The organism is Rhodopirellula sp. P2 (genome assembly GCF_028768465.1).
Lineage (GTDB): Bacteria > Planctomycetota > Planctomycetia > Pirellulales > Pirellulaceae > Rhodopirellula.
In genome coordinates this window covers 2613757-2639449 of the sequence record NZ_CP118225.1, presented here as the reverse complement: position 1 = coordinate 2639449, position 25693 = coordinate 2613757, and the positions used below count along the sequence as shown (strand labels likewise).

General features: G+C 57.4%; 22 protein-coding genes. 15 read left to right on the top strand and 7 right to left on the bottom strand.

What is annotated here, in order from left to right; genetic code table 11:
* Positions 1-94 precede the first annotated feature (94 nt).
* The 4 genes from PSR62_RS09325 to PSR62_RS09310 are packed head-to-tail and all read left to right on the top strand — an operon-like array spanning position 95 to position 3675.
* Positions 95-910, top strand: a complete 816-nt coding sequence (locus PSR62_RS09325) for a polysaccharide deacetylase family protein (protein ID WP_274407507.1) — start codon at positions 95-97, stop codon at positions 908-910.
* 38 nt (positions 911-948) lie between these two features.
* The gene (locus tag PSR62_RS09320; RefSeq protein WP_274407506.1) at positions 949-2139 is read left to right on the top strand and encodes a glycosyltransferase family 4 protein; all 1191 of its coding nucleotides are present in this window, start codon (positions 949-951) and stop codon (positions 2137-2139) included.
* A 13-nt stretch (positions 2140-2152) separates the two neighbouring features.
* Positions 2153-2758, top strand: coding sequence for a lysophospholipid acyltransferase family protein (locus PSR62_RS09315; protein ID WP_099260035.1), 606 nt, complete (start codon positions 2153-2155; stop codon positions 2756-2758).
* Between the two features lie 2 nt (positions 2759-2760).
* Positions 2761-3675, top strand: coding sequence for a hypothetical protein (locus tag PSR62_RS09310; protein ID WP_274407505.1), 915 nt, complete (start codon positions 2761-2763; stop codon positions 3673-3675).
* A gap of 33 nt (positions 3676-3708) precedes the next feature.
* Here PSR62_RS09310 and PSR62_RS09305 read toward each other — a convergent pair whose 3' ends face one another.
* Genes PSR62_RS09305 through PSR62_RS09295 form a run of 3 tightly spaced genes read right to left on the bottom strand, consistent with a single transcriptional unit; the run spans position 3709 to position 7533 of the window.
* Complete coding sequence (locus PSR62_RS09305; RefSeq protein WP_274407504.1) at positions 3709-4962, bottom strand: MauE/DoxX family redox-associated membrane protein; 1254 nt, start codon at positions 4960-4962, stop codon at positions 3709-3711.
* 2 nt (positions 4963-4964) lie between these two features.
* Positions 4965-6314: a 3-keto-disaccharide hydrolase gene (locus tag PSR62_RS09300; protein WP_274407503.1), complete on the bottom strand. Its 1350-nt coding sequence runs from the start codon at positions 6312-6314 to the stop codon at positions 4965-4967.
* A gap of 46 nt (positions 6315-6360) precedes the next feature.
* Positions 6361-7533, bottom strand: a complete 1173-nt coding sequence (locus PSR62_RS09295; protein WP_274407502.1) for a sulfotransferase family protein — start codon at positions 7531-7533, stop codon at positions 6361-6363.
* Positions 7534-7791: 258 nt separating this feature from the next.
* Between PSR62_RS09295 and PSR62_RS09290 the strand changes: the two genes are divergently transcribed.
* From PSR62_RS09290 to PSR62_RS09260, 7 genes are all read left to right on the top strand, one after another.
* Positions 7792-8112 (top strand): MazG nucleotide pyrophosphohydrolase domain-containing protein, encoded by a 321-nt coding sequence (locus PSR62_RS09290; protein WP_274407501.1) that lies wholly within the window; start codon positions 7792-7794, stop codon positions 8110-8112.
* Positions 8109-10439: a hypothetical protein gene (locus PSR62_RS09285; protein ID WP_274407500.1), complete on the top strand. Its 2331-nt coding sequence runs from the start codon at positions 8109-8111 to the stop codon at positions 10437-10439. Before PSR62_RS09290 ends, PSR62_RS09285 begins: the two co-directional genes overlap by 4 nt.
* A 45-nt stretch (positions 10440-10484) precedes the next feature.
* Entirely contained in the window at positions 10485-11423 is a 939-nt protein-coding gene (locus tag PSR62_RS09280; RefSeq protein ID WP_274407499.1) for an ABC transporter ATP-binding protein, read from the top strand.
* 100 nt (positions 11424-11523) lie between these two features.
* Positions 11524-12057, top strand: a complete 534-nt coding sequence (locus PSR62_RS09275) for a 3-hydroxyacyl-ACP dehydratase FabZ family protein (protein ID WP_274407498.1) — start codon at positions 11524-11526, stop codon at positions 12055-12057.
* A gap of 26 nt (positions 12058-12083) precedes the next feature.
* Entirely contained in the window at positions 12084-12473 is a 390-nt protein-coding gene (locus PSR62_RS09270; RefSeq protein WP_274407497.1) for an acyl carrier protein, read from the top strand.
* A 31-nt stretch (positions 12474-12504) separates the two neighbouring features.
* The gene (locus tag PSR62_RS09265; protein WP_274407496.1) at positions 12505-13011 is read left to right on the top strand and encodes a 3-hydroxyacyl-ACP dehydratase FabZ family protein; all 507 of its coding nucleotides are present in this window, start codon (positions 12505-12507) and stop codon (positions 13009-13011) included.
* A gap of 6 nt (positions 13012-13017) precedes the next feature.
* Complete coding sequence (locus PSR62_RS09260) at positions 13018-14307, top strand: beta-ketoacyl-[acyl-carrier-protein] synthase family protein (RefSeq protein ID WP_274407495.1); 1290 nt, start codon at positions 13018-13020, stop codon at positions 14305-14307.
* 546 nt (positions 14308-14853) lie between these two features.
* Here PSR62_RS09260 and PSR62_RS09255 read toward each other — a convergent pair.
* Positions 14854-15975, bottom strand: a complete 1122-nt coding sequence (locus PSR62_RS09255; RefSeq protein ID WP_274407494.1) for a polyprenyl synthetase family protein — start codon at positions 15973-15975, stop codon at positions 14854-14856.
* Positions 15976-16120: 145 nt separating this feature from the next.
* The gene (gene moaC / locus PSR62_RS09250) at positions 16121-16675 is read right to left on the bottom strand and encodes a cyclic pyranopterin monophosphate synthase MoaC (RefSeq protein WP_274407493.1); all 555 of its coding nucleotides are present in this window, start codon (positions 16673-16675) and stop codon (positions 16121-16123) included.
* A 1018-nt stretch (positions 16676-17693) separates the two neighbouring features.
* On the opposite strand from moaC, the gene PSR62_RS09245 reads away from it, so the two are divergent.
* On the top strand, positions 17694-18266 hold the full coding sequence (locus PSR62_RS09245; RefSeq protein WP_007329551.1) for a helix-turn-helix domain-containing protein: 573 nt from the start codon (positions 17694-17696) through the stop codon (positions 18264-18266).
* Between the two features lie 96 nt (positions 18267-18362).
* Here PSR62_RS09245 and PSR62_RS09240 read toward each other — a convergent pair whose 3' ends face one another.
* Positions 18363-18704 carry a hypothetical protein gene (locus PSR62_RS09240; RefSeq protein WP_274407492.1) on the bottom strand — a complete coding sequence of 114 codons (342 nt, stop codon included), beginning with the start codon at positions 18702-18704 and terminating at the stop codon, positions 18363-18365.
* A gap of 31 nt (positions 18705-18735) precedes the next feature.
* On the opposite strand from PSR62_RS09240, the gene PSR62_RS09235 reads away from it, so the two are divergent.
* The 3 genes from PSR62_RS09235 to PSR62_RS09225 all read left to right on the top strand — a co-directional run bounded on the left by PSR62_RS09235 (position 18736) and on the right by PSR62_RS09225 (position 24302).
* Positions 18736-20949, top strand: coding sequence for an MSCRAMM family protein (locus PSR62_RS09235; protein ID WP_274407491.1), 2214 nt, complete (start codon positions 18736-18738; stop codon positions 20947-20949).
* 222 nt (positions 20950-21171) lie between these two features.
* Positions 21172-23025 (top strand): SpoIIE family protein phosphatase, encoded by a 1854-nt coding sequence (locus tag PSR62_RS09230; RefSeq protein ID WP_274407489.1) that lies wholly within the window; start codon positions 21172-21174, stop codon positions 23023-23025.
* A 155-nt stretch (positions 23026-23180) separates the two neighbouring features.
* Positions 23181-24302: a Gfo/Idh/MocA family protein gene (locus tag PSR62_RS09225; RefSeq protein WP_274407487.1), complete on the top strand. Its 1122-nt coding sequence runs from the start codon at positions 23181-23183 to the stop codon at positions 24300-24302.
* A gap of 182 nt (positions 24303-24484) precedes the next feature.
* Here PSR62_RS09225 and PSR62_RS09220 read toward each other — a convergent pair whose 3' ends face one another.
* Positions 24485-25402 carry a hypothetical protein gene (locus PSR62_RS09220; RefSeq protein WP_274407485.1) on the bottom strand — a complete coding sequence of 306 codons (918 nt, stop codon included), beginning with the start codon at positions 25400-25402 and terminating at the stop codon, positions 24485-24487.
* Positions 25403-25693 lie beyond the last annotated feature (291 nt).

Here is a 25693-nt window from a genome sequence, read left to right as displayed (position 1 = left end):
CACCGCCCAAGACACCATGCAATTGCTCCGTTCCCTCGCGATCTCCACACGGTTGGCTATTCAAACGCCATGGAGACGTCGACAGTTGAAACGCATGTCTGAACAGAACCAGGCTCCGATGTCGGTGCTGTTCTATCACCGGGTCGCCGACGAGCCGATCAATCCGTGGACAATTTCGAAGCGAGACTTTGAACGCCAAGTCGACTACTGCCGCGACCATTTCGAATTGATCTCGCTGCAGGAAGTGCAGCATCGGCTCGACACAGGCCACTCGCCTCGGCCGGCGGTTTCATTCACCTTCGACGACGGATATTCCGAGAACTGCGAATTCGCACTGCCGCTGATGATCCGGCACCGGATCCCTTGCACGTACTTCGTGACCACTGAAAACGTTCGTCACGGACACCCCTTTGAGCACGACCTTCGCCTGGGTCGCCCTTTGCCAATCAACACCATCGAACAAATCAAAGCCGCCGCTGACAGCGGCATCGAGATCGGACTGCACACGGCCAACCATGTTGATTTCAACCGGGTTCACACAACCGAAGAGCTGAACCGAGAAATTGTCGAAGCGAAAGACAACTTGGAAGAGATGATTGACCGACCGGTTCGCTACCTCGCCGTTCCATTCGGTTTGCCACAACAAATGCGTCCGGCTGTCATCGAAACCGCCCGGCAGTGCGGGCTGAAAGGGATCTGCAGTGCCTATGGCGCGTACAACTTGATCGGCGATGACTCCTTTCACATCCGACGCTTCCACGGGGACCCACAATTCAATCGTCTCCGCAATTGGTTGACCTACGACGAACGCAAGAATCGTCGACGGCCCACTCTGCCAGACCAAGATGTGCTGAACATCGAACCCGAAGTCGCTGCCAACATTCGCCACCCCGAACTTGCTTTCTCATGAATTCGTTTTCTCAATCCCTTCAGCGACCGTTGAAATGCATGTTTGTTATCACCAGCATGCCGGTTGGCGGCGCTGAAACGCTGCTGGTGAACTTGATGCGTCGAATGGATCCCACCGTGATCCAACCCGAAGTCATTTGCCTGAAGGAACCCGGACCACTCGGAACGGAAATTGCAAACGAGTTCCCCGTTCACAGCGACCTCATTGGCGGTAAGTACGACATCGCGGTGCTGCCACGACTGGCACGCTTGCTGCGGAAGCGAAACGCCGACGCTGTGATCACCGTGGGTGCCGGTGACAAGATGTTCTGGGGACGCTTGGCCGCGAAGTTGGCCGGCGTGCCGGTGATCGCATCCGCGTTACATTCCACGGGTTGGCCCGACGGGGTTGGACGCTTGAATCGGTTGCTGACCCAGATCACCGACGCATTCATCGGGGTTGCCGAATCACACGGCGAATTCCTTCGCACGTTCGAAAAATTCCCCGCCAACAAGGTCCGTGTCATTCGCAACGGAATCGATTGCGAGCGTTTTCATCCCTCCGCTGAATGCCGCACTTCCCCCGACGTTCGAGAAGAACTCGGCTTGCCCCCCCAAACTCCGTTGATTGGAATCGTGGCAGCCCTGCGGAGTGAAAAGAATCACTCGATGTTGATTCACGCAGCAGCCAAACTGCGTGAACAACACCCCGATCTTCACACCCTGATCATCGGAGAGGGCCCCGAACGAGCCACGATCGAACCTTTGATCGGACAACTCGGGCTCTCCGACCGAGTCCACCTGCTGAGCAACCGCAGCGACACGCCTCGCTTGCTCGCCGCGATGAACGTGTTCACGCTTTGTTCGCTCAACGAAGCCTCGCCGGTTTCGATTCTGGAAGCTCTGGCCTGCGAGACCCCCGTGGTCGCGACCGATGTGGGCTCGATTTCCGAAACCGTCCTGCCTGGCAAGACAGGCGAATTGGTTCCCAGCGAGGATGTGAATTCATTCGTTGCCGCGATCGACCTATTGCTCACGAACGACGACCTGCGTTCACAATTGGGCCGAAATGGTCGTGAATTGGTCCAAGCCACCGGTTCGCTGCAATCGATGGTCGATGGCTACCAAACGCTCGTTCATGAGATTTTTGCCGAGAAATCCCGAGCCAGCCAACAGGCCTTTGTCGCCGAAGCCGCTCCAAGAACTCGCTCCGCTGCCATCAAGGGTGCTTCGAGGGTACCGGTTAGCTGAGTAAACTGGTCGCATGACACTGACCAGCCACATCATCGTTCTGCTCGCCAAGATGTTCAGCGGCTTCACCGTTCGATGGGTGGATTGCCAGCCGGACACCTGCCAACGAATCTACTTCGCCAACCACACCAGCCACCTCGATGCGGTGGTTCTCTGGTCGGCGTTGCCGCACGAAATCCGCTCCCTGACTCGTCCGGTCGCCGCGAAAGACTATTGGACCGGAAGTTGGTTCAAAGAACACATCGCACGCAGCTTCAACGCATTGTTGATCGACCGCAAAGAAATCAAGGTCCACAAAAGCCCGATTGACATCATGATCCGGCAAATGGGCGACCTCTATTCGCTGATCGTCTTTCCCGAAGGCAGCCGCTCGGCGGGGGAAGAAATGAGCGACTTCAAAAGCGGTCTGTACTACCTGGGCAAAAAACGCCCGGACCTCGAATTGGTTCCCGTCTACATCGAAAACGTGAATCGAATTTTGCCGCGTGGTGAAGTGCTGCCGGTGCCATTGCTCTCATGCATCACGATCGGTGCTCCGATCTTTTTGGAAACCGGTGAACCCAAAGCCGACTTTTTGCGCCGCGCTCGCCAAGCGGTGCTGCAACTCAAGGAAGTCTGACCATGTCGACCCAACTCAATGATCCGTTTCATTCCGGTTCCCCCAACGATCCCGACGCGGCGGTGCAGCCCGTCAACAAATCCGGTTGGGGATGCTTCGTGTGGGGATGCCTGGGAACACTGACCGTCGCGATCGTCGTGATGATCGCCAGCATGTTTGGTGTTTACTACTTTGTCACCGGACAAGTCGAAAAGTACACCGACACGCACCCCGCCGATGTTCCCGTCGTCGAATGGGACGAAGCACGCCTGGATGAGCTGCAGGCCCGAATCGATGCCTTCAGCGACCAAGTCAAATCGGGCTCGCAGGAAGAAGCCACCGATGAAGGCCCTGATGGCGAAGTCGCAACCGACGATGATGGTGATGCGACGGACACTCCGGACCAACCGATGGTCCCGGCCGATGTGCCGCGTGAGTTGCGCCTAACCAGCGAAGAAATCAACGCCTTGATCTCATCCAACGAAGAACTTCGCGGCAAAGCGTTCGTCCGCATCGAAGAGGGTCGACTGTATGGCCAAGTCACCCTGCCGACCGATCAAATTCCCGGTGGCAAAGGTCGCTTTTTCAACGCCGACGCCGAATTCGAAGTCTCCATGAACAACGGCGTCTTGGTCGTTCGCCTGACCAGCGCCAGCGTCAAAGGCGAACCCATCCCCGAAGCCTTCATGGAAGGATTCTCCCAGCAGAACCTCGCCAAAGACGCTTACGATGATGTCGAGACCGCGGAACTGCTGCGGAAGTTCGACAAGATCGAAGTGGTCGACGACGCCATCGTGCTTCAATTGCGAGAACCTGAAAGCGAAGCCACTGACACGAATGACTCGGCGGATGAAGATTCGACCGAGGAAGACTTGGCCGATGAAATTGAGAGCCCGGCAACCGAGACGTCCTCTCCAGAGACAACCGCTGCTGAGTGAACGAATATCCCAATCAGCAACGAATTCGGTCCGCTACGGGACCAACCAGTACGCCTCACCGGCCGCTTGGAATTCATCCGGTCGCGTCCACCATTGTTCGTCCCGTTCGCCCGTCCAGCGGTCGGACGCGGACTGAACTTTGCCACGAACCTGGTTCTCGATGCCGCTCTGCTGGATCAACTGATTCGCAAGTGCCCATTGATACCGAGCCTGCGGAACCGCCGGCACACCGCGAAGGGCCAGCGATAACGATCCAAGCGAAAGGTCGTGCCAACGATCCGAATCTTCATCTTCGGATACTGCTACCTGCCAGGCTTCTGGCAATCGCCCGATCGCGGATTCATGAACCTGCAGCGAAACCCGACTGCTATGTGGCGAATACAACGCCCAGGCCAACCAGTGGTCCCAATAGCCTCTGCGTTCAAACACGGGCATCACCAAAGCCACCATGACGATCGCCCAAGCGAACCAACTCACCGGCTGCTGCTCGAACTCAGCCTCACGGTTGGTTTCCAAGACCGGCCCAGCAAACAACCACCACGCCTGGATTGCCATCACGACATTCCAAACCATCACGCCGGGACTGTGCCCCAACCCCAACGGAGACAACACCGCGAGCAAACCAAGGTGCATGGCGGTCGCCATCCACACCCCCAACATTCGCGTTCGCGGCCAGCACAGAGCGACCGCAACACACAGCTCAAATGCCGGAAAACCAGCTGCGGTAAACAAACGCGTTCGGACCGGCCACGTCGAGACATCGACGCTCAACCACTGCAGCGGAGCCCGCAGGAAGTCTTGCCCCACCGTGTGCAAGAATTGAAAGTCAAACTTGCCTGCCGCGCTGTACACATACACGCTGATCGTCAGCAGCCGAATCAAACGAAAGGTTGCCTCGGACGACTGCCCCGACTCATTTCGCGGAGCAAGCGTGAACAAGACCGCATACAGAAACGACTGGTAAACCCAAGGCTGCAATCGATGCTGGTCCACCACCACCGAGACCGCGAGTGACGCCGCGATGACCAGCCACATCCACCTCGATCGACCTCGTCCTGCGATCATGCAACACGCAACCACAATCGCAAACGTGGTTGCGGTCGAGACCAGACTGTTTGCTTGTACCGTCAGGCCGGCGTTGGCAAGATCAAACAGAGGCACGGCGGGGTAATCAAACGCACCAGTCCAACTCACTGGCAACCACAACCGAAACGTTGCCGCCATCAACGCGAGCAACGCGACTGCCCAAAACGCTTCGAACCTGCCTCGTGTCCGCCTCGTCGCCACCACTATTCACTGCCTTCTGCGGCGGCCTGATCGACAACCGCGATCTGACGATAAGTCGCTTGCGTCGTCTTGTCGTGACCTTGCACGATGATCGATCCTGGCTCCAGACGAAGCCCACGCCGTGGGTTTTCATCCGCTTTGCGAGTGTCAACGATGTCAGTCACCTGAATTCCATTGACCCAAGTGGCGAAGTGGTTGCCTTCGGCGACCAGCAAGATTGAATTCCAACGCTCCGGTTCACCTGCGACCACACGAGCGTCCTGGCGACGGAAGATCCCACCGGCACCACAATCCGCGGGCTTCAGCGGGTTGCCATCGACCAGCTCGTTGCTGACCTGGCACTCGTAACCCATCATTTCGTCGCCTGGAATGGCACGAAAGAACAACCCCGAGTTGGATTTCGGATCGTCCATTTTGTAATCGGCCAACATCACAAAGTCACCGAACACAGCGTTTGTCTCAAGCTGTTGCTTGCCGCCATCGACCACCAAGTGACCGTCGTCGTTGATTCGATACTCGCCTTCCATGCCCTCCCGAACGGTCCAACCTTCCAAGCCATCGGCCAGCAGATTCTTCAGTCCTAACGGACGCAACTGAATGTTCTTGAAAGCGATTCGGCCGTCGCGATGCTGCAAACCGATGTAACCGGTGGTGGGCCGCGTCGCGTCATCGATTTCGCAAGTCACGGTTCCGTCGATTGTGACTCGTAGCGTGGCCCCGTCGCACAAGATGTTCATCGTGTGCCATTTTTCAGGGTCGGTGTCAAACGTCTCGCCCTTTGCTCGCTCGACCACGCCACCGGTTGGAAACGGGTTCGACGGCGGTGCGATGTTGACTTCGTAGCAATCCGCCGTGACGTCTTGTGGATCCAGCGTCGTGCGAACAAACACGCCCGAGTTCGTGTCTTCATCGCACTGGAACTGAAGTTCCAATTCGTAATCACTCCACTGCGTCGACGTGGTCAGCAAACAATTCTCGCCTTGGTCAGCCACGATGGTTTCGTCTTCCACTCGGAAGTTGGCTTTGCCACCAATCGCCCAACCAAACAAGGTGTGCCCATCGAACAGTCGAATCCAGCCCTGTTCAGTGCGTTCGATTGGCAGACGACTGGCCAACAACTTTTCTGCATCCGCTTCAAACACAGGCGGCTCAAACGAGGCTTCGGTGGAATCCGATGCAGCCTCTTGGGTGGCGACACCGTTTCCGGCCGTTGCCTGCGTCTCTTTTGCTTCGGCCTGATCGGACGTTGAATCCGTCGTGGAAGAGGAGCATCCGGGAAACATCATTCCGGCCAACAAGCAGACTGCCAGCGGAAAGACACAAGACGAGCGTGCAAAAATTCGGTTCATCATTTTCCAAACGATCCAGTGAATGCCAAGCAATGAGTGCGAAGAGAGATCAGCGGTAGCCGTACCGGTCAAAGTAATCGCTCCAGCGGTCCAGCAAGCGTTTTTCTTGCTCGGGATCCAACTGATGCGTGTTGGTTTTGTACTGACGATGTTCGTTCTCGGCCCAATCCTGAATGTCTTCGCTGACCGTATCGAAATCACTCAGCCGCAACGATTCGTAGATTTTCCTCAGCGTGCCGACCGGTTCCGCGATCAAATCTTCGTAGCGAATGTCGATGATGTGATGCTCATCGATTTCTTGACGATCGGCATGGAAGGAGTCGTACATTTTGGTCAAACAAGTCAGCACATACTCGTCCAAGCCTTCTTCCTTGCTGGTTTGCAAGGATTGCACCTCGTCCAAGCTTCGCCACAACCGGCAGGTGCTCGGAAACAGCGACCTGGGATCGCGAGTGATGTGAACAAACTTGGCTTGCGGGAACGCGCGAGCCAGATGACCGATCCGGCCGGTGTGGGTGGGACTTTTGATCACCAGCGGTCGATTCGTTGAAACGCTGACTCGCAACAGGAACGAACGCAGCGTCGACAACCAGGTTTCTCGCTCTTCCTCGGTGATGTCATTCAGGTCCAAGTACTCCATGTTGACCTGTTGTTGCCGTGGAAACGCGATCCGACGGTAAGGCGAGGGTAGCCCCAAGTTCATCAGCGCAAACTCATCCTCTTGGGGACGGTCCCAACCGGCGTCCATGTTGTCCATCGGCCGTTTGCCCGGCAGCAACCAACTCGCGAATTTCCGGAAGAACCACTGGGTCACCAAAAAATGCGAGGGCGCAAAGCACTGGAATGTCGAGGGGCTGCTGAACCGTTCGTCACGGACCATCAATTCGTGCAGCAGCGTGGTGCCGCTTCGCCAGTGCCCCACGATGAAAACCGGGGGCCCGTGCAATTCCGCTTCTCGCAGCCGCCGCGCGAACAAAACGTTCTGCAGACACGTCAACAACGTGTTGATGAACGTTGTCAGCGAAACGCTGATCACCATCGGGATTCGCGAAGGGCTGATTTCGAAGTTGCCACTCCGCAGCAACCGCCACCATGCGGCTGGACGCATCCCGTGCCAAAAACGCGGGCTGTAGAACGGGTACGAGTTCAGCTTGGCCGGTTTTGAGTTCGCCGAGGGGGCGGAAGGCGTTGGAGAGACTTCGGGTTTCGAACTGGATTCCATGCGACTGGTTGCAAGTGGGCCGAAGTTTGGTGGAACGGAAGGGGACAGCGTGACACAAGAAGGAGGCATGCCAAGGTGCCTCGCGGTTCCGATTCGGGTCGCTAGAATACGCCTCCCAGCCGAATTGGCCTATCATCTGAATCGATCGAACCCAGATTTTTTGCGTGTTTCGAGCTTCCAAGTAGCCTGATCCGCAATTTCGAATTCAATCTTCCGCTCGGCTTTGCCGAATTCCGCCTTCTCCGCCCGACCTCATTCATGACGTCTCCCAGCAAAGATCTCTCGATCGCGGATCTGCAACAGCACATCCACCGCATGTATTACGACAAAGACGTCGCGCGCGGTGTGGACGGCACGTTCATGTGGCTGATGGAAGAGGTCGGGGAACTCGCCTCCGCCCTTCGGGGGGATGACCGAGAAAACCTGGCCGAGGAATTTGCCGACGTCATCGCGTGGCTGTTCACGATCGCGAATGTGGCCGACATCGACCTGGCGGACGCCTTGGCAAAGAAATACGGCAACGGATGCCCAGGTTGTGGCCGATTTCAGTGCGAATGCAGCCTGAGTGAAAAACCATGACCCACGGGAATCCATTCTCTCTGCACCGAACCACTGGCCCCATTCGAGCGACTTTGCGGGCCTTTTTTCTGGTCCTGGTGCCGTGCCTCCTCGCGACCAACAGCCACGCACAGGAATCCGTTTCCCCCAGCATGCAGGCCAATTGGGCAGGCATCCAAGGACATTACCGTCCCGGGCAGTGGACTGCGATTCGACTGAAACCCTGGGAAGCGGAATCGACCTTTGGCAAGGCGATTCCGGTCGAACAACTCACTGATCTGGTGATTGAAACCGTCGACGGTGACGGCGCGGTGGTCACCTATGAACAACCCAGCCTTTCCGACGACTCGCCGTTTGCACTCGTCATTCCCGGCAGCGAAGCGGCTCCGATCATCGTTCGATCCGGCGATCAGATCCTGGTCCGGACGCGGTTGCCTGAACTGGGTGTTCCGGCCAACGGACCCTCCATGATTCCTTTGGGCATGCCTTGGGTGATGGTCTTTGGCGACACCTTGGGCATCGACACTGTCGGCGTGAATGAGTTGCTGGGGCGGGAAGCCTCTGTCGCGGTGACCCGCATTCAAGACCCCGCAGCGGTCCCGGATCATGCGTTGGCGCTGGACGGCATCGACCTCTTGGTGGTCAATGCGGCCGGCATTCCGATTCTGAAAGAACTGAGTCCCTCGCAGCGAACCGCGATCTCACAATGGGTCCAAAACGGCGGGGAAGTCCTGCTGACATTGGGCGAGAAAGCCGAATCCCTGCTGGAAACCGCAGACTGGCTGGCGGACTTGCTCCCCAGTCCCGTGGCCACCGCTGAAACCACACGTCTCGATCCATCCGGCCTGGAAACCTTCACCAGCAGCCAAACGCGACTGCCCCCATTCGAAGGCCTGCAACTTCCCAAGACGTTTGGCCGCGATGGCGTTGGCGAAATGCTGATCACCGGCCGCACCAGCCGCCGGGTCAGTCTCCCGTTCGCGGTTCGTTACGTGTCTGGATTTGGCCGAATCACGGTGCTCGCCGCCGACTTGGAGTCCCCTGATTTCGCCGAGTGGCCGCAGCGGATGGACTTGGTCATGCTGCTGATTGGCGACTCCCTTCGGCATGCGGACGAAGACAACGTCAGCGAAAGCATTCGGCTCAGCGGCTTCGCTGACCTCGCCGGTCAAACTCGTGCCACACTGGATCGTTTCGAGCTCAAACGACCGTTCAGCTTTGCGGTTCTGGCAGTGATCATCGGCCTGTTGATCGCCTTGGTCGGCCCGCTGGACTACCTGCTGATGCGAAAATTCAACCAGCGTGCCTGGATCGGTTGGCTGACCTTCCCCGTGGTTTCGGTGGCGTTGTCGATCGGCCTTTGGATGGCCGCTCAACCGCGAATCGCTGCGGGAACCGGCACCACCGATGTGTCTGAGACCGCTCCGTCTGCCGCTGACGACGCGTTGTTGCGGACCAACTCGATTGAGTTCGTGGACATCGATGCCGAATCTGGATTTGGCCGTTTGTTTCGCTGGGCGTTCGTCTACTCGCATCCATCCAACCGCGTTCGGATCGCGACTCGAACCACCGCCGAAACCCAAGCGGTCGCGGACAAGTTCCATCACCAAGTCTTGGCGCCGTTTGGAACGCCGAGCCTCTCGATGGGCGGGATTCAAATCGAATCGTCCGGAAAATCCTGCAGCGTGTTGCTGAGTCAAACCGATCCCGCATCGCCCCTGAGCAGCCAAATCGCAGGCATGCACCTGGCACCGCGAAGCAGCAAATCAATCGCACTGGAGACGCAGTTTTCGACGGACATGCCGCAGCAGACGCTCAAACGGCGACGTGGCAGCGAACTCCTCAACGGCAAACTCATCAACACACTGCCAGTCGACTTGCTCGACGGCATGCTGATCTACCAAAACTGGGTTTACCTGCTTCCCACTCGATTCCCCGCTGGGTCGCAAATTGACGAAGTTGACTCGCTTCGCCAAAAGAACTTCCGCTGGCAATTGTCGCGGCAACGAGCGTTGGAAAGCGCTTCGGAAAGTGAGTCCTGGGACGTGACCGTCGTCGACCAACCGCGGCGATTGGCCGAAATGTTGATGTTCCACGAGGCCGTTGGCGGACCGCGATACACCGTGCTTCGCAATGAGGTGCTCAGCCACCTGGACTTCAGTTCACTGCTGACCGCCGACCGCTGCATGTTGGTTGGACGCTGCCAAGCACCCTGGTCGGAATTGGTGGTGACCTCCGAATCGGCCGAATCAGACAGCACCTCCCAAACCGCTGAGTCGCTTGCGACTTCCGAGCAATCCAATTCCTACGTCCGTTTGGTTTTGCCGGTCGAAGAAGTCCGACGTTGATCGAATTCCCCCGTTTGTTTCCCTTGTTCTGCATCGTGCCGGCTCGTGATCAAGACAGTTGACCTGACGAAAAAATACGGCGACGCGTTCGCGATCCGCGCCATTGATTTGGACCTGGAAGCGGGCGATTTGTTCGGTTTCATTGGCCCCAACGGGGCTGGCAAAACGACGACGATGCGGATCATCGCCACACTGCTGGAACCCAGCTGGGGTGAAGCCTACGTGTGCGGCCACAGCGTCCACACGCAGCCCAAGGAAATCCGGCGATTGGTCGGCTACATGCCCGACTTCTTTGGCGTGTACGACGACATGACGGTGGTCGAGTACCTCGAATTTTTCGCGGCGGCTTACCGGATCGGCGGAGAAGCCCGTCGCAAACGCGTCAATGAGATGCTGGAAGTTGTCGACCTGGACTTCAAACGCGATGCCTACGCCAACACGCTCTCACGCGGGCAAACCCAGCGTTTGGGACTTGCGCGAACGCTGCTGCATGACCCACAAGTCTTGCTGCTCGACGAGCCGCTTTCCGGATTGGACCCGCGAGCTCGAATCGAGATGCGGAACCTGCTGCGCAGGCTCGGCGAAATGGGCAAAACGGTGATCGTCAGCAGTCACATCCTGCCGGAACTGGCCGACGTGTGCAACAAAGTTGGCATCATCGACCGCGGGGAACTCAAACAGAACGCTCGCGTGACCGAGGTGATTCGCATGGTCCGCGAACACACGGTGCTGATCATCCAACCCAGCCAACGTGAACAAATGGCCCGAATCGCCGAGCTTTTCGAGGGTCACCCCTTGGTCCAGTCGACTCAGCCGGGCGACGATGCCGTGCGAGTGATCTTGAACAGCGACACGGATGACTACAGCGAATTGCCCAAGTTGTTGATCGAAAACGGCATCGGCTTGAAGCGATTTGCCGAAGAAGAATTGGACCTGGAATCGGCCTTCATGGCCCTCACCAAGGGCACCAGCACCCGCATGTGAGCGTCTGGGCAAACAAATTTGGCCGAATCGGGCGTTTGAGTGCCATTCTGTACCGATTCTGTGGTTGAGGCGTTTTGGGCGGGGTACTAAGTTACGCGGCATGAAATACTGCCAAATCGACCGAATTACCGAACTGACGCCCGGCCAACGCTTGGTCGGTGAACGAACTTTGGCGGCAGACGAAGAGTACCTCGCCGACCATTTCCCCCGATTCCCCGTCATGCCCGGCGTGATGATGCTCGAAGCATTGCATCAAGCTGCCGTGTGGTTGGTCCGAATGTCGCCCGATTTTGATTCCGCTTTGGTCCTTCTACGAGAAGCCAAGAGCGTCAAATTTGGTGATTTTCTGTCCCCCGGTGAGACGCTGACGGTGGAAGCGGAGATCTTCAAACGCGACGGAGCGTTGACGATTGTCAAAGCCAAAGCTCGCAAAGGCGACCGGACGACCGTTTCAGCCCGTTTGATCCTTGAGAGCTGCTCTAGTGGCGACCCGGAACATCTTGGTACCGACGCGGACGTTCAAAGACTCTCTCGCGAGCAATTTTTTTCCCTGTTCAGCGACTCCCCCGCCGCGATGGCCCTGCGTCGTCCCGGCGAGAACATTTCGCCGACCATGACCCCTCACTCTGTTTGAAACACACTTAGGATTAGGAACGCACGATGGCGCTCTCAGAAGACGAAATTTTCACCAAAGTCCAAGAAGCTCTCGTTGACGCATTGGGTGTCGACGACGACGAAGCCACTCGCGAAGCCACTTTGGTGGGCGACCTCGGCGCCGAATCCATCGACTTCCTGGATATCGTGTTCAAGCTCGAAAAAGCTTTCGACATCCAAATCCCTCGTGAAGAACTGTCACCCGAAGACATTCTGACAAACAGCCAATACGTCCAAGACGGTGTTGTCACCGCGGACGGAATGGCCGAACTGAAGAAACGGATGCCTTGGGCCGACCTCTCGAAGTTCCAAGAAAACCCACGGGTCCAAGACTTCGGCAACCTGCTGACCGTTGGCGACTTGTGCAATTACGTCAACAGTAAAGTCAACCAGTAAGCATCCGCGTAACAACCGAAGGCAGCCTGCCATGCGATGGTTTTGGGTGGATCGCTTCACCGAATTTGTGAGCGGCTCTCATGCGTCCGGCGTGAAGAACGTCGCGCTGGACGAAGAGGTCGTTGACAATTACTGCCTCGGCTACACGATGCTTCCGCCAACTCTGATTATCGAGGGTCTCGCTCAATTGGGCGGGATCCTGGTGCACGAGAAATTTGGCTTCACCAAACGGGTCGTTTTGGCCAAAGTGGGCAGCGCCAAGTACTATGCACCAGCCCGACCTGGCGACTCACTTCAGTACCATGTCAAACTGGAACGCACCCAAGACAGCGGCGCAACCGTCACTGGCACCAGCCACTGCGATGGTGTGCTGCAAGCCGAAGTCGACCTGATGTTTGCCTTCCTCGAAGAAGGCCACCTGATCGACGGACCGCTTTTCAATCCAGGCGATTTGCTGGCCATGATGCGAATGATGAACTTCTTTCACGTCGCCGTCACGGCTGACGGAGAACCGATTCCCTTTCACGAAAATCTGTAAACATCCATGTCGTCGCGTCGCCGAGTCGTCGTCACCGGGATCGGTATGATCAACCCCATGGGTTGGGATGTCGCCACCGTTTGGTCTGGTCTGCAAGCAGGCGGTAGCGGCGTTGCGCCCACGACGCTGTTCAACGCCAGCGGTTTCCCCACGCAAATCAGTGCGGAAATCAAGAACTGGGACATCACTCAAGCGGTGGAAGACGGCTCAAAGCACGTCCAACGCGGTCGCCACACCCAGTTCGCCATCGCCGCTGCCACACAAGCGATGAATGACAGTGGTGTGCTGTCAGCGATCAAAGATCCCACACGGATGGGCGTCTACCTGGGCAGTGGTGAAGGCAACCAGGACTTCAACACGTTCAGTAAAATGATGGTCGCGGCTCTGGCCGACGGATCCTACGACCCAACCAAGTTCATCGCCGCGGGGTTGAGCTTGCTCGATCCAGCCAAAGAACTGGAACAAGAACCCAACATGCCAGCGGCTCACTTGGCCGCTCGCTTCAACGCCCAAGGCCCGAACTTCAACTGCTTGACCGCCTGTGCGGCCAGCAGCCAAGCGGTCGGCGAAGCCACCGAAATCATCCGCCGCGGCGAAGCCGATGCGATGCTGGCCGGCGGAACTCACAGCATGATTCACCCGTTCGGCGTGACCGGATTCAACTTGCTGACTGCACTGAGCGAGAGCAACGACGATCCCACCAAAGCCAGCCGCCCCTTCGACGCGGGCCGCAACGGCTTCGTGCTGGGCGAGGGCTCCGCCATGGTTGTGCTCGAAGAACTCGAATCCGCCAAACAACGTGGCGCGACGATCTACGGTGAAGTCGCGGGTTACGGAACCACCGCCGACGCGTATCGCATCACTGACATTCCGCCCGATGGCCACGGTGGAATCGCGTCCATGCGAATGGCAATTGCCGACGCGGGACTGAATCCATCCGACATCGATTACGTCAACGCTCACGGAACCAGCACCAAAGTCAACGATCGCGTCGAGACCAAAGCCTGTCGCGAAGTGTTCGGCGACAACGCGGAGCAGACGCCCGTCAGCAGCACCAAGAGCATGATGGGGCACTTGATCGCGGCCGCTGGTGTCACCGAGATGATCGTCTGCCTGATGGCGATTCGTGATTCGGTGTTGCCACCAACCATCAACCAAGACACACCGGACCCCGATTGCGATCTGGACTACGTGCCCAACGAAGCACGCCCCGCCAAGATCACACACGCGCTGAACAACAGCTTCGGCTTCGGCGGCCAAAACGTGACCCTGTGCCTGAGCCGTTTCGACGACTAACGCAGGCAGTGCCGTTTTCAGACGCCGCGTTTTCACACGGCGCACCCGAGGCAACGCGGTGTTGGTTTCGGTTCTGTACCACGCCCCAACGGGACGTTCGAAAAATAAATGGTGGCTGGCGACTGGGTTTCGCCCCGGATGGGGCCGTCGTGGGAGTTGGGGCGTCCCTCGCTCACGCGTTTTTGCATTCGGTTTTGTTGGCCAAAGGCCTTCATTATCGTAGCCTGGGGCATCGCCCCAGGAATCGAGAACAAAGGGAAATGAGTTGGCCAACGGCCAACATCAGGCCACACGTTTTGGATTGAATTTGGCCGTTGGCCAAAATGGGGCCGTGTTCTTCTGGCCCAGGGGCGTTGCCCACTGGCTATGTTGAAGAAGGCCGTTGGCCATTCAACGAAAAAGCCGCAACTTCAAAACTCACGCGTCGGGTTGTGAGGGGTGGTCTTGGGCGACGCTGACGGGCAAGAGTGCCCATCCTCCATGCGCTGAAACGTCGTTGAGGACTGAGGTGACATGCACCTCTCGCGGTCCGGTATCACGCCCGATCTAAAACTTCCGCTCGACGGCGAAGTCAGCGATCGTCTTCAGCGACTCCAGCGCCGACGACGGTGCGAAACCACTGATCGCTTCGATCGCACTGCGGCGATACGATTCCGCGACCTTTCGCGTGTAGTCCGCCGCATCGCTTTGCCGCAACAGCGGCATCACACGGCCAAGCCGATCCTCCGGCGGCAATCGCAACGCTTCCAAGGCCGCCGCGGCAACCGCCGTGTCGTCGTGCCGCAGCAAACGGATCAACGGCAGCGTGATCTTGCCTTGCTGCAGATCGGTTCCCAATGTCTTGCCGACGTCGTCATCGTCGCCCCACAGATCAAGGAAGTCATCTGCGATTTGAAAGGCGATCCCCAGATCATTGCCAAACCGCGCGAACGCTTCGACTTGATGCTCATCGCCACCACTGAGGTCGGCACCGATCTGACATGACACGCGAGTCAGTTCTGCCGTTTTGCCACGGATGATGTCGAGATAGGTTTCCTCGTCGATGTCCAACCAATCACGACCGAGCACCTGCCGCAGCTCGCCTTCACAAACCTTCTGAGCGGCCTGCCCAACCAAACGGCACGCCAATGTCGAGGGAAGCGTCGCGGCGAGGTAAAAACTCTGAGCGAACAGGTAGTCCCCCAGCAAAATGCTGGTGTCATCATTCCACCGAGCGTTGATGGTCGGAACGTGACGGCGAGTCGTGGCTTTGTCCAGCACGTCGTCGTGAATCAACGTCGCTGTGTGGACCATTTCGACCACCGTTGCCATCACCACATGATCTTCGGTGGTGGCAGATTCCTCGGTCGTCAGCGGGTTTTTGGCTGTTCGATCGGCGTGCGTGGCGGCTCCCGAAAGCAGCAGCAACGCGGGCCGCAAACGCTTTCCACCGAGCTGGGTCCCGTGACGCAAGACTGGCACCAACGCCTCGTATCGCGATTGCAATTCACGGTGCAGACGAGCATCGACCGCCGCCAAGGACTCCACAATCGGAGCGTAGATCGACCGCAGAGGACTGGAATCACCGGAGCCCAACGATGAACAGATGTCACCTTCCGACGCATGGACGGACGAATCGGACTGGTCCGCTCGCTTGGAACCAGCGGACTTTGAAGATGGAGGGACCACAGACCGATCCATGACGCGACCAGGGAAACAAAAAAGGGAAATTGAAAACCGCCAATCATCCGGCGACAGGGCGTTTCTGAATACCCCCGTATGACTTAAACCGAACACCGGCTCCCAGGACAACCTCGAATTCCCTCGCGATTTTTCAATCGGCTGAATCGCCTGCCGTGGCTTCCCCCGCAGCAGGCGTTCGCTGGAACACGCCGCTCTTGCCGCCGGACTTCGACTCCAGCCGCACCTGATCGATCTCCATTGATCGATCCACTGATTTCAGCATGTCGTACACGGTCAGGGCAGCGGTGGTGGCCGCCGTCATCGCTTCCATCTCAATCCCGGTCTTGCCTGTCGTCCGAGCCGCTGCGATGCACTTGAGTGATTGGCGAGCCGCCCCAGCCACCTTCCCCGGATCGGACTCGGTCACCCACTCGAAGTCGATGGACACCGCTTCAATCGGAATCGCATGGCACAGCGGGATCAAGTGCGACGTCCACTTGGCCCCGGAGATCCCCGCCAACCTCGCCACTGCCAGGACGTCGCCTTTCTTGGCATCGCCACGCCGAATCGATTCGGCGGCGGCGACTGACATACGAATCAGCGCCGACGCGACCGCTTCGCGAACCGTGATGTCTTTGCTGGTCACGTCGACCATGTGGACTTCCCCGGCAGCGTTGAAATGCGTCGAGCGTGGTTCGGGTTTCATGGCGGAATCGAAACAGCGAAGGCAATTGGAAAACGAGCTCGGTCAAAACACCCGTTGACCAAACCAACCTCGGGTCCACGCAACTTTAGCTGCCGCCCACATGAGCACAACCAAAGCGGCATGCACATTCGGATCCACTGACCTCAATCAAACCTCTTGAGAGAGCCTGCCAGGCCCTGAGAAGCGATCCTGGCGATTCCAGGGATGATTCCGCCACACAAGGTTGGCCGCATCACCCAAGCCGGGTGGGCCTGGGGAACCAAACCGTTACCCCCGGCATCCAATCAAAAAGATTCGGGAAAGTATTTTTGGCGATGTTGATTGATGTTGACAAGCAAAACACGTGATTCCAGCAGTCGATTCGCTGATAGTGATTGTTCGTGATGAATCACATTAAAGAGTTGACCCGGATTTACTCGACACTATGTCTCGGAAGGGAGCAGTTTGGCTTCGGCTGAAACGCTCCCGGACACCCAGGGGGGAATTCTGGGAAAAGGTGCTTCGGTGTCTCACCGCCGCAGGAAGGGCTCGTCATGATGACGGACCACGATTGCAATGGTGATTCCTAGCACTGCCAACGGGCGATCTCAGCCGATCGTTCCGCACCAACAAATCGTATTGCATGAACCCAACGTCAGGATGACGCTGGGGGAAATGAAACGAGTGCGATGTTGCGGAACGCTGGGCCGAGTGTCACTTGCGGGCTTTCTATGGTTCTTCCCGCCGATTGCATGCCCATGCAGTCGTTTGAACAGACTCATTACATTTTCATCGCGAGAATCCCGAATCGGAAAGCGTTCAGCAGGACGCGAGCCGGCAGGCCCAGACCCAGCGTTTGACAACCTCAACCATCATCAATCGAAGCACGACCCACCGTGAACAGATTGGTTCCCAACGAGATTTTCGTTGAGAGCGTGTGGATGAGAACGGAGAGCGAAAGAAGGGCCACAGGAGCAATGGTTACCGACGCACCATTGTTCCAAGGGAAGAATCAACGAGGCGTTTTGGAGCACCTAGTATGAAGGTCTTCACAACTGGACAGGTCGCCAAGATCTGTAAAGTTGCCCCACGAACTGTTAGTAAATGGTTCGATTCGGGGCGTTTGAAAGGCTACCGCATTCCTGGATCGCAAGATCGCCGGATCCCGCGGGAGTATTTGATTAAATTCTTGAAAGAGCATGGTATGCCCTTGGGCGACCTGGAAGACGAAGCGATGGCAAAGTGCCTGATCGTCGCCCAGGACCAAGTTCTCATTGAGAACCTGAAGCGTGAATTGCCACCCGAGAAATCGTTCAAAGTCGCTGTTGCAGCCAGCGGATTTGAAGCGGGAATTCAAGCCGAAAGCTTCAACCCTGACTGCATCATCGTGGACTTCTCGATCGGCAAGATCGAAGCGGTTCAGATTTGTCAAAACCTGCGAAAGAACATCGATTTCACCGATATCGTGTTGATTGCGTTGTTGCCAGATGATGGTCAACCAATGAGCTTCGATCGCAGCAGCATCAACGAGACGTTCAAAAAACCGTTCGACGCCCACTTGTTGGCAGAACGTTTGCGAACCCTCGTCGGAGCAAAGAAGGAGTTGGTCTAAGACCAACTTTGAAGGGCCTCTGTGCCACCCCGCCTCGACGCCCTTCATGCGAACCCGCTCGCATGAAGGGCGTTTTTTCGTTGGCCTGTGCCCTCCTCAGTGATCGCGTTCGTGACCGCCACTCGGGACCATCGCAACATTTCTGGCGACCAAAATTTGCGTCCCGTGTCGGGGATCGATAAAACCAATGGCGATCGTTCGCGTTCGTCCACTGGAATCATCGAGGTCGGCCATGCGCCACAAAAACACAACGATCTGCACCCCAAGTGTGTGGCTCATCTTCGCTTGCTTCGCGAGCATCTGCTGGGCGTCCATCCAAGCCCAGGACACAACTGCCAAAGACCCGCCGCTTGTCAGCGGTCCAACGGTCTCAGGCACCATCCGCATGCCGGACGGCAGTCCATCCAGCGGCGCAACCGTCTTTCTTCTGGAAAGCAACGGGCGCTCATTCCGCTTGCCCACCCATCCCTTGACCACGCCATCCCAATCGGACGGGACGTTTCAGTTTGACAACGTTTCCGTGGGCAGGCATCGCTTGTGGGCGGAGACTGATCAACTCACGACCTTGCCAGAGAAACTGCGAGGTGTGGTCCTCCACGTGCAAGCGGAACCGCCGAGCGATCCCAGCGACATCGAACTGAAACTGCACCCGGGTTGTGGTTACGACGTCACAGTGCACGACTTGAAAACCAAACAACCGATCCCCGGCGCAAGGATTTCATTTGGTTGGACCGACATCGTTCGCGAATACATCACCGACGACGATGGCCTGGCGAAGCCGCGAAACTTGGCGATGTCAGACTGGTACTTCATTGTCCGAGCCGATGACTACGCCACGAAGTTCCTCAAGACATCTCGGCAGGAACTCGGAACCGTCCTCCCGCTGCGATTTGACTTGGAACCTGGCGGTGAGTTGACAGGCGTCTTGCGAGACGGTGACGAGCAACCCGTTGCCGACGCCAAGGTTTCGATCAGCAGCTCGTCCGCTGCCATGGAACCCAGCTACGGATCGACTGTCACCAATGCGGCTGGCGAATTCGAGCTGGACAACTTGCCCCTCGGCAAAACGTTTCGTCTCTCTGCTTCGAAAGACGGTTACATTCGCGGCAGCCATGAATGCGCGGTGACTTCGGCCGAAGGATCGACTCCCGCCGACTTTGTGATGCTGAAACGCCGCTATGGCGGCGACGTCCGAGTCACGGTGCTTGACGAGAACGACGAACCTTTCCCGGCTGCGAAACTCACGAACCGAGGAAACAGTTCTGCCGATGTTCGATCCGGCGAGACCGACGAAGAAGGGGTTTGCCTGCTGCAAGATTTGTACACGGGATTCGCAGGTTGCCAGGTGACGGTCAAGGCAGATGGTTACATCGCTGTGCAGACGAAAGTCGATCCTGGAACCATCGAATCACCATCGCAAATCACGGTCAACCTTCAACCAGGCAAGACGCTTCGCGGCCAAGTGATTCTTCCCAATGGAGATCCAGCATCCAATTTGAACGTCTATTACGATGGCGGCGAAACCGCGTTCAATGGGTTGGGTGGCCGGGTTCAAACCGATGCCGATGGCAAGTACGAAATTCGAGGGTTGGCCTCTCAAACCACACTGACCTTTTCCTCGTCGAAGAAGTTTGCCCCCGTTCGCAACCTTCTCGTACAAGTCACGGACGAAGAGTTTGAGTTTCAGCTGCAAACGGCCGGCGTCCTGATCGCCCGTGCGGTGGAGGAGGGCACGAACGCCCCCATTGCCAGCTTCAATGTCAAACTCGGATTTTGCGAAGACCGCCGTGCTGGCGATCCTCGTCCTGGCGGAATCCCAGCAAGTCTGATGCGTCAGGGTGAAAACATCCAAGGCACCCAAAAGGAGTTTCGCCTGGACGGTCAAACTCCGGGCACGCCGTACAAATTGATCGTTTCCGCGGACGGTTACGAAACCAAGATTGTGAAAAGGGTCGAAATTCGATCGCCCGACTTGGCCGAGGTGCTGGAGGTGCCTCTGAAACGCATGCGGCCAGAAAATTTCCACACCGTTGCTGGCCAACTGCTCGATGCCGATGGGAATCCGATTGCGGGTGCGTCGGTACGTTTGCTGGTCGGCAGTGCCATCCCGCAACCGATGAAAAATGGCAGAATGCAGGGCTGGCGTTACTATCACTGGGGATTGCTCCGTCGCGACGACATCGAGAACCGAGATCAATGCTTGCAGTTACTGAAAACCGCTAGCGACGCCAACGGTCGCTTCGAGTTCACCGGCGTCAGGAAAGAAACACCCTGGCTGGAACTGTTTTACTTTGGACCGGATTTGATGCCGCAACGGTATTCGAACATGCGGACCTTTTCCGACTTCGAACTCACGGACCTGGTCGTCCAAGCCGAAGCCCCCGCCAGCCTGACGGTCGACTTGGATTTGGAGGAGTGGCCCGAGGCCGATTCCGTCTCGCTTCGAGCGACGGACTACACCAACGGCCCCAATGCGGTCGATCTGGCGTTCGACAGCGAAACACAAAAACTGGCCCAGGGAACCCCCGTTGTTTTTCGAAACCTGCCCTCAGGCAGCTACTCCGTTCAACTGCAGGCTTCCCCGGTGCCCATTGGCAATGGGGGAGCTCGCATTCGAGCGCTGCATCAGCAAACGATCACGATCGAGCCGGGACGTGCGCACGACCTGAATCTGAATCAATGAACGAGCGACCGGCTTGCCCCGCAGGAGCGGCGACCGACACGGTTGAAAGCGTTTTCATTCTGCTGGGGTGTCGCTAGGGTGCCTCGTTTTGGGTTCTGGATGAAGTGGCTACACTAACGCGTCGCGACGGACAACGATCCATTGCATCATTGATCCGCCCCCAGCTGCTTTTGTGAAATTGCGATTTCTCGCGAGCCGTGCCCGCCTTCCCCCCGTGACCTCATGGCCCATCTCACCGCTTCCATCGACGGCAACCCTTCTGGCACGTTTCAGTTGGACCGAGACGAAATGCAGGTGGGTCGCCATCCCGATTGCGATATCGTGGTCGATGCCGGTGCCGTCAGCCGCTTTCATGCGAAAATCGTCAAGACCGGCAACGAATTCGCCGTCGAAGACGCTGGCAGTCGCAACGGAACATTTGTCAACGGTCAACTGCTGGCGCGGCCTCACGTGCTCTCCGAAGGCGACCGAATTCGAATCAGCGAAGTCATGCTGGTCTTCCACGGCGACGAAGCACCAGGCTTTGCCAGCGGAAGTGGCAGCGGCGAGATGACCTTCGATGGATCCAATTTCGGGATCCTGATGGTCGATGAGACTCACGCGAAACAGATCACTGGCCCCAAGGTCGAGTTTCGCTCGGGTGACGATGGACTGAAGATGTCGGCAACGGCGGAAGCCAAACTCGCTGCCTTGATCGCCATCAACAGCAATCTGACCGGCGCCATTTCCGTCGATGACGTGCTGCCCAAAGTCCTCTCGAGCTTGTTTCAAATCTTTCCATCGGCCGACCGCGGTTTTGTGGTCATGGAAACCCCCGACGGCGCATTGGTTCCACGCTGGGTCCAATTGCGAAACAAAACAGACGACACCGAAACGATTCGGATCAGCCGAACCATCATTCGCCAAACGATGGAAACCGGTCACACGATTCTGTCGCTCGATGCAATGGACGACAGCCGGTTCGACAGCAGTGAATCGATCGCGGACTTTTCGATTCGCTCCATGATGTGCGCACCGCTGCATGACGAAGACGGCAAGGCCATCGGCGCGTTGCAAATCGACTCCACCCAGGGTCGCGGCCAATTTCGAGACGAGGACATCGACCTGCTGACCGGCATCGCTGCCCAAGCCAGTGTGGTGATCAACAACGCTCGCATGCACGAACGAGCTTTGCGACAACAGGAAGTTGAACAAGACCTCAAACTCGCAACCGAAGTTCAGCGAGCCTTTCTCCCCGCCGAAGAACCGCAGGTCCCAACCTATTACCTCGAGAGTTTTTACCAAGCGGCCAATCACATCGGCGGCGATTACTTTGACTACGTCGACTTGCCCGATGGACGCCTTGCCGTCGTGGTGGCGGATGTCGTCGGCCACGGTGTCGCCGCTGCGATGTACATGGCCAAACTGTCGGCAGAGACCCGATTTTGCCTGGCCAGCGAACCTGACCTCGCCCGTGCCGTGGAACGTCTCAACGATCGCATGAGCGCCTTGGAAGTCCAACGCTTCGTGACTTACCTGTTGGTCGTGATCGATCCTCAATCCAACGAACTGAAGATCGTCAACGCAGGCCACATGCCTCCCATTGTTCGCAACGCTGTGACCGGCAAAATCAGCGAACCAGGCGACGAAGACTCGGGCCTGCCCATCGCGATCGACGAAGGGATGGAATACGCCGTGACCACCGTCCCCATGCACGCAGGCGATTTGGCATTGATGTACACCGATGGCTTCAGTGAAGCGCTCAATGCAAAAGAGGAGGAGTGGGGAACCGATCCACTTCGCCAAATTGTGCTCGATGCGGTCCCCTCAGGCGAAGACGGCGAGCCATTGGCAAAAACGGTCAAGGGCGAAATCGTTCGGCAAGCGTTTGAGCACATGGGAAGTGCAGTCCAATTCGACGACATGTGCCTGGTCATCATTGAACGAACCGAAGATGCCGTGGGAGGCAAGCCGCGAAACGAACCTGCCCTTGCCCCGTCCGACGAAGAACAACCACCCACCTCCAAACAATCTGAAACGATCAACGAACTGGATATCAACGACACCTTGCCAACCGATCTCTCAGAAAACATCTGATGGTCTGAGGCTCCTCGTGTTTCCAATAACCGATGCCGGAAGTGTTTCGACCAGCTCCATGACGCAAGAAAGTCGTGACGACTTTCGCGACGTTGACGTCCCTTTTTTCAGCTCTCCCAGACCACTAGCCGCTTTCTCAAGACACGCAACTCATCATGACGAAGACAACCTGCCGCTGGGGAATCTTAGGCGCCGCGAACATCGCTCGCAAAAACTGGAAGGCCATCCGGATGAGTGGGAACGGAGTCGTTGCCGCCGTCGCCAGCCGAGACGTTCAGCGGGCCGAGGCCTTCATCCACGATTGCTCGCTGGAATGCCCCCCCGTGACCACTGGATCAGACGGATCCGCGGAACTGACTCGCCCCGAGGCCATGGGCGATTACCAAGCGATGCTGGACCGCGATGACATTGACGCGGTTTACATTGCCGTGCCAACGACGCATCGCAAAAAATGGGTGCTCGCCGCTGCCGCGGCAGGCAAACACGTGATCGCTGAAAAACCATTCGCGGTTCACAGCGACGACGCCAATGAGATGGCCGATGCCTGCCGCAAAGCCGGCCTGAACTTGATGGACGGCGTGATGTTTGATCACTCCAGTCGGCTCCCTGAACTCAAACACACGCTGACCGACCCCGCCGCGTTTGGCGACCTGAAACGGATTCAAACGCACTTCTCGTTCTGCGGTGACGACGCGTTCGAAGAAGCCAACATTCGCGCCAACGCCGAACTCGAACCACACGGCGCACTTGGCGACCTGGGTTGGTACTGCATCCGTTTCACACTTTGGGCCGCCGGGGACCGACTGCCAGTCGCCGTCAGTGGCCAATCGACCGTCCGCTTGGATGAAGGCCGCGTGCCCGGCGAGTTCCAAGGGGAGATGCGATTTGATGACGGGCTGACCGCGGGCTTCTTTTGCTCGTTCTTCTCCGTCAACCAGCAAACCGCGACGCTCTCAGGCAACCGCGGCTACGTGACACTGAACGATTTCGTGCTGCCATTCAATGGCTCCGAATCCGGATGGGAAACGCACCAGCACGAACTGTTCATCGACAACTGCCGCTGGAACTTCGGCAAACACACTCGCCAACAGGGTGTCACCGAACACGCCAGCGGCGAAGCGGACTCACAAGAAACCCGCATGTTCCGGCACTTCGCTGATGATGTCCTGCATGGCCGCGTCGAGTCTCGCTCGTCGGACATCGCAATCAAGACGCAACAGGTGCTCGATGCACTTCGCCGCAGTGACGCGGACGAAAGCAATTGGGTCACGCTCTAGCAGGTGGACAGAAATGATTGGGAAGAACCAGGCGAGCCGTTTGAACGTGGGCACCGGTTGAACGTGGGCACAGTGGCGTTCGCCCAACCAGTTCCAATGCCGAATGACTCCTGCCGACCGGCTAGCGATCTCCCGAGACCAATGTCGCCAGTCGGCTGCAACCGATTGACCTTGTGCCCGTTTCACGACGGCTTTTCATAGAACTTGCTGATATCCAGTTCTTGCTTCTGCTCTTGTTCCATCAATTTCAAACGGGATTCCATTCGTTCGATACGTCGGAGCAACAGCGGGATCGTGTCGCGATCTTCAGTCACGCGAACGGGGCGAGGCACCGGTGGGTAACCCAGGTGCCGCTGCATCGCACCAAACAAGTACACCGGATCTTTGCGACGGTTCGCCAAAGCGATGCGACCTTCTTTCTCGCCAAACAGAAACGGCCCCTTCTGACTGACGTCTTGATCAGCTTCGATCAATCGGCGCCGATACTCTTCGCTGCCCAGAAACAGCAGATCCGCCAAGTCAACCAGGCCCACCTGGGCTCGCAGATTCAACAACCACTGCGACCACGACGGGTCGTAAACCGGATCCTGGCTCATCGCCAACAAACCCGCGTCATAGCCCAATCGGTTTCGCGAAAGCGTTTCGAACTGAAAGAAAAAGAAGCCACAACGATTGTGCTGCAACATCGCTTCCGGAGTGGCCGGCCCGCGATGGTGGGAGTTGGCCTGGACAGCCGGCAACGCGTCCGACTCCACCGCTTCCAACTGCTCACTGAACTGAGACCGCAACTTCGCATCCGCCTGCAAAATTTGCAGAGCCAAGTGAATGGTGAAGCGACCGGCCTCCTCTTCGGATTCGTTGATCAGATAGGTTTGAAAGGGCGAGAAATAGTGCGACAGTCGCTCCATCGCCGGGCCCATCAAACCGGTGTGCCGCAGTTCGGTCAGCATGAACTCGATCGCCATCGGCAACCGAGTTGTCGCCAACAGTTCATGCCGCAATTGCTCAAGCAACTCCTGCATCGGAGTTTGCTCGGCGATGCGTTGTCGTAGCAAATCAAACAAGTACGCCTGTTCGACATATTCGGAGTGCGGCAGCATCAAAGATCTTCAAAGAGAAGCGTGTGTTCGTTTCCAATAGCTTAGCGGATTAGCGGCGAACTCGAATCCGCCCGCCAAAGTGCCAACCCGGCAATGTTCTGCAAAACCCTGCCCATGGCAGAGACCATGCCGTTTTTTGACACTGCATTTCGGCGGATTTCCAAATGGTGTACCTCTCCCGAAACGAAGTTTGGGGAGAGGTCGAGCGACGCCGTTCAGGCGTACGCGAGGGTGAGGGCCGGGCATGAGAAGTGAGGCGAGTTACCCCTCCTTGGAAAGCTCGCATACGTC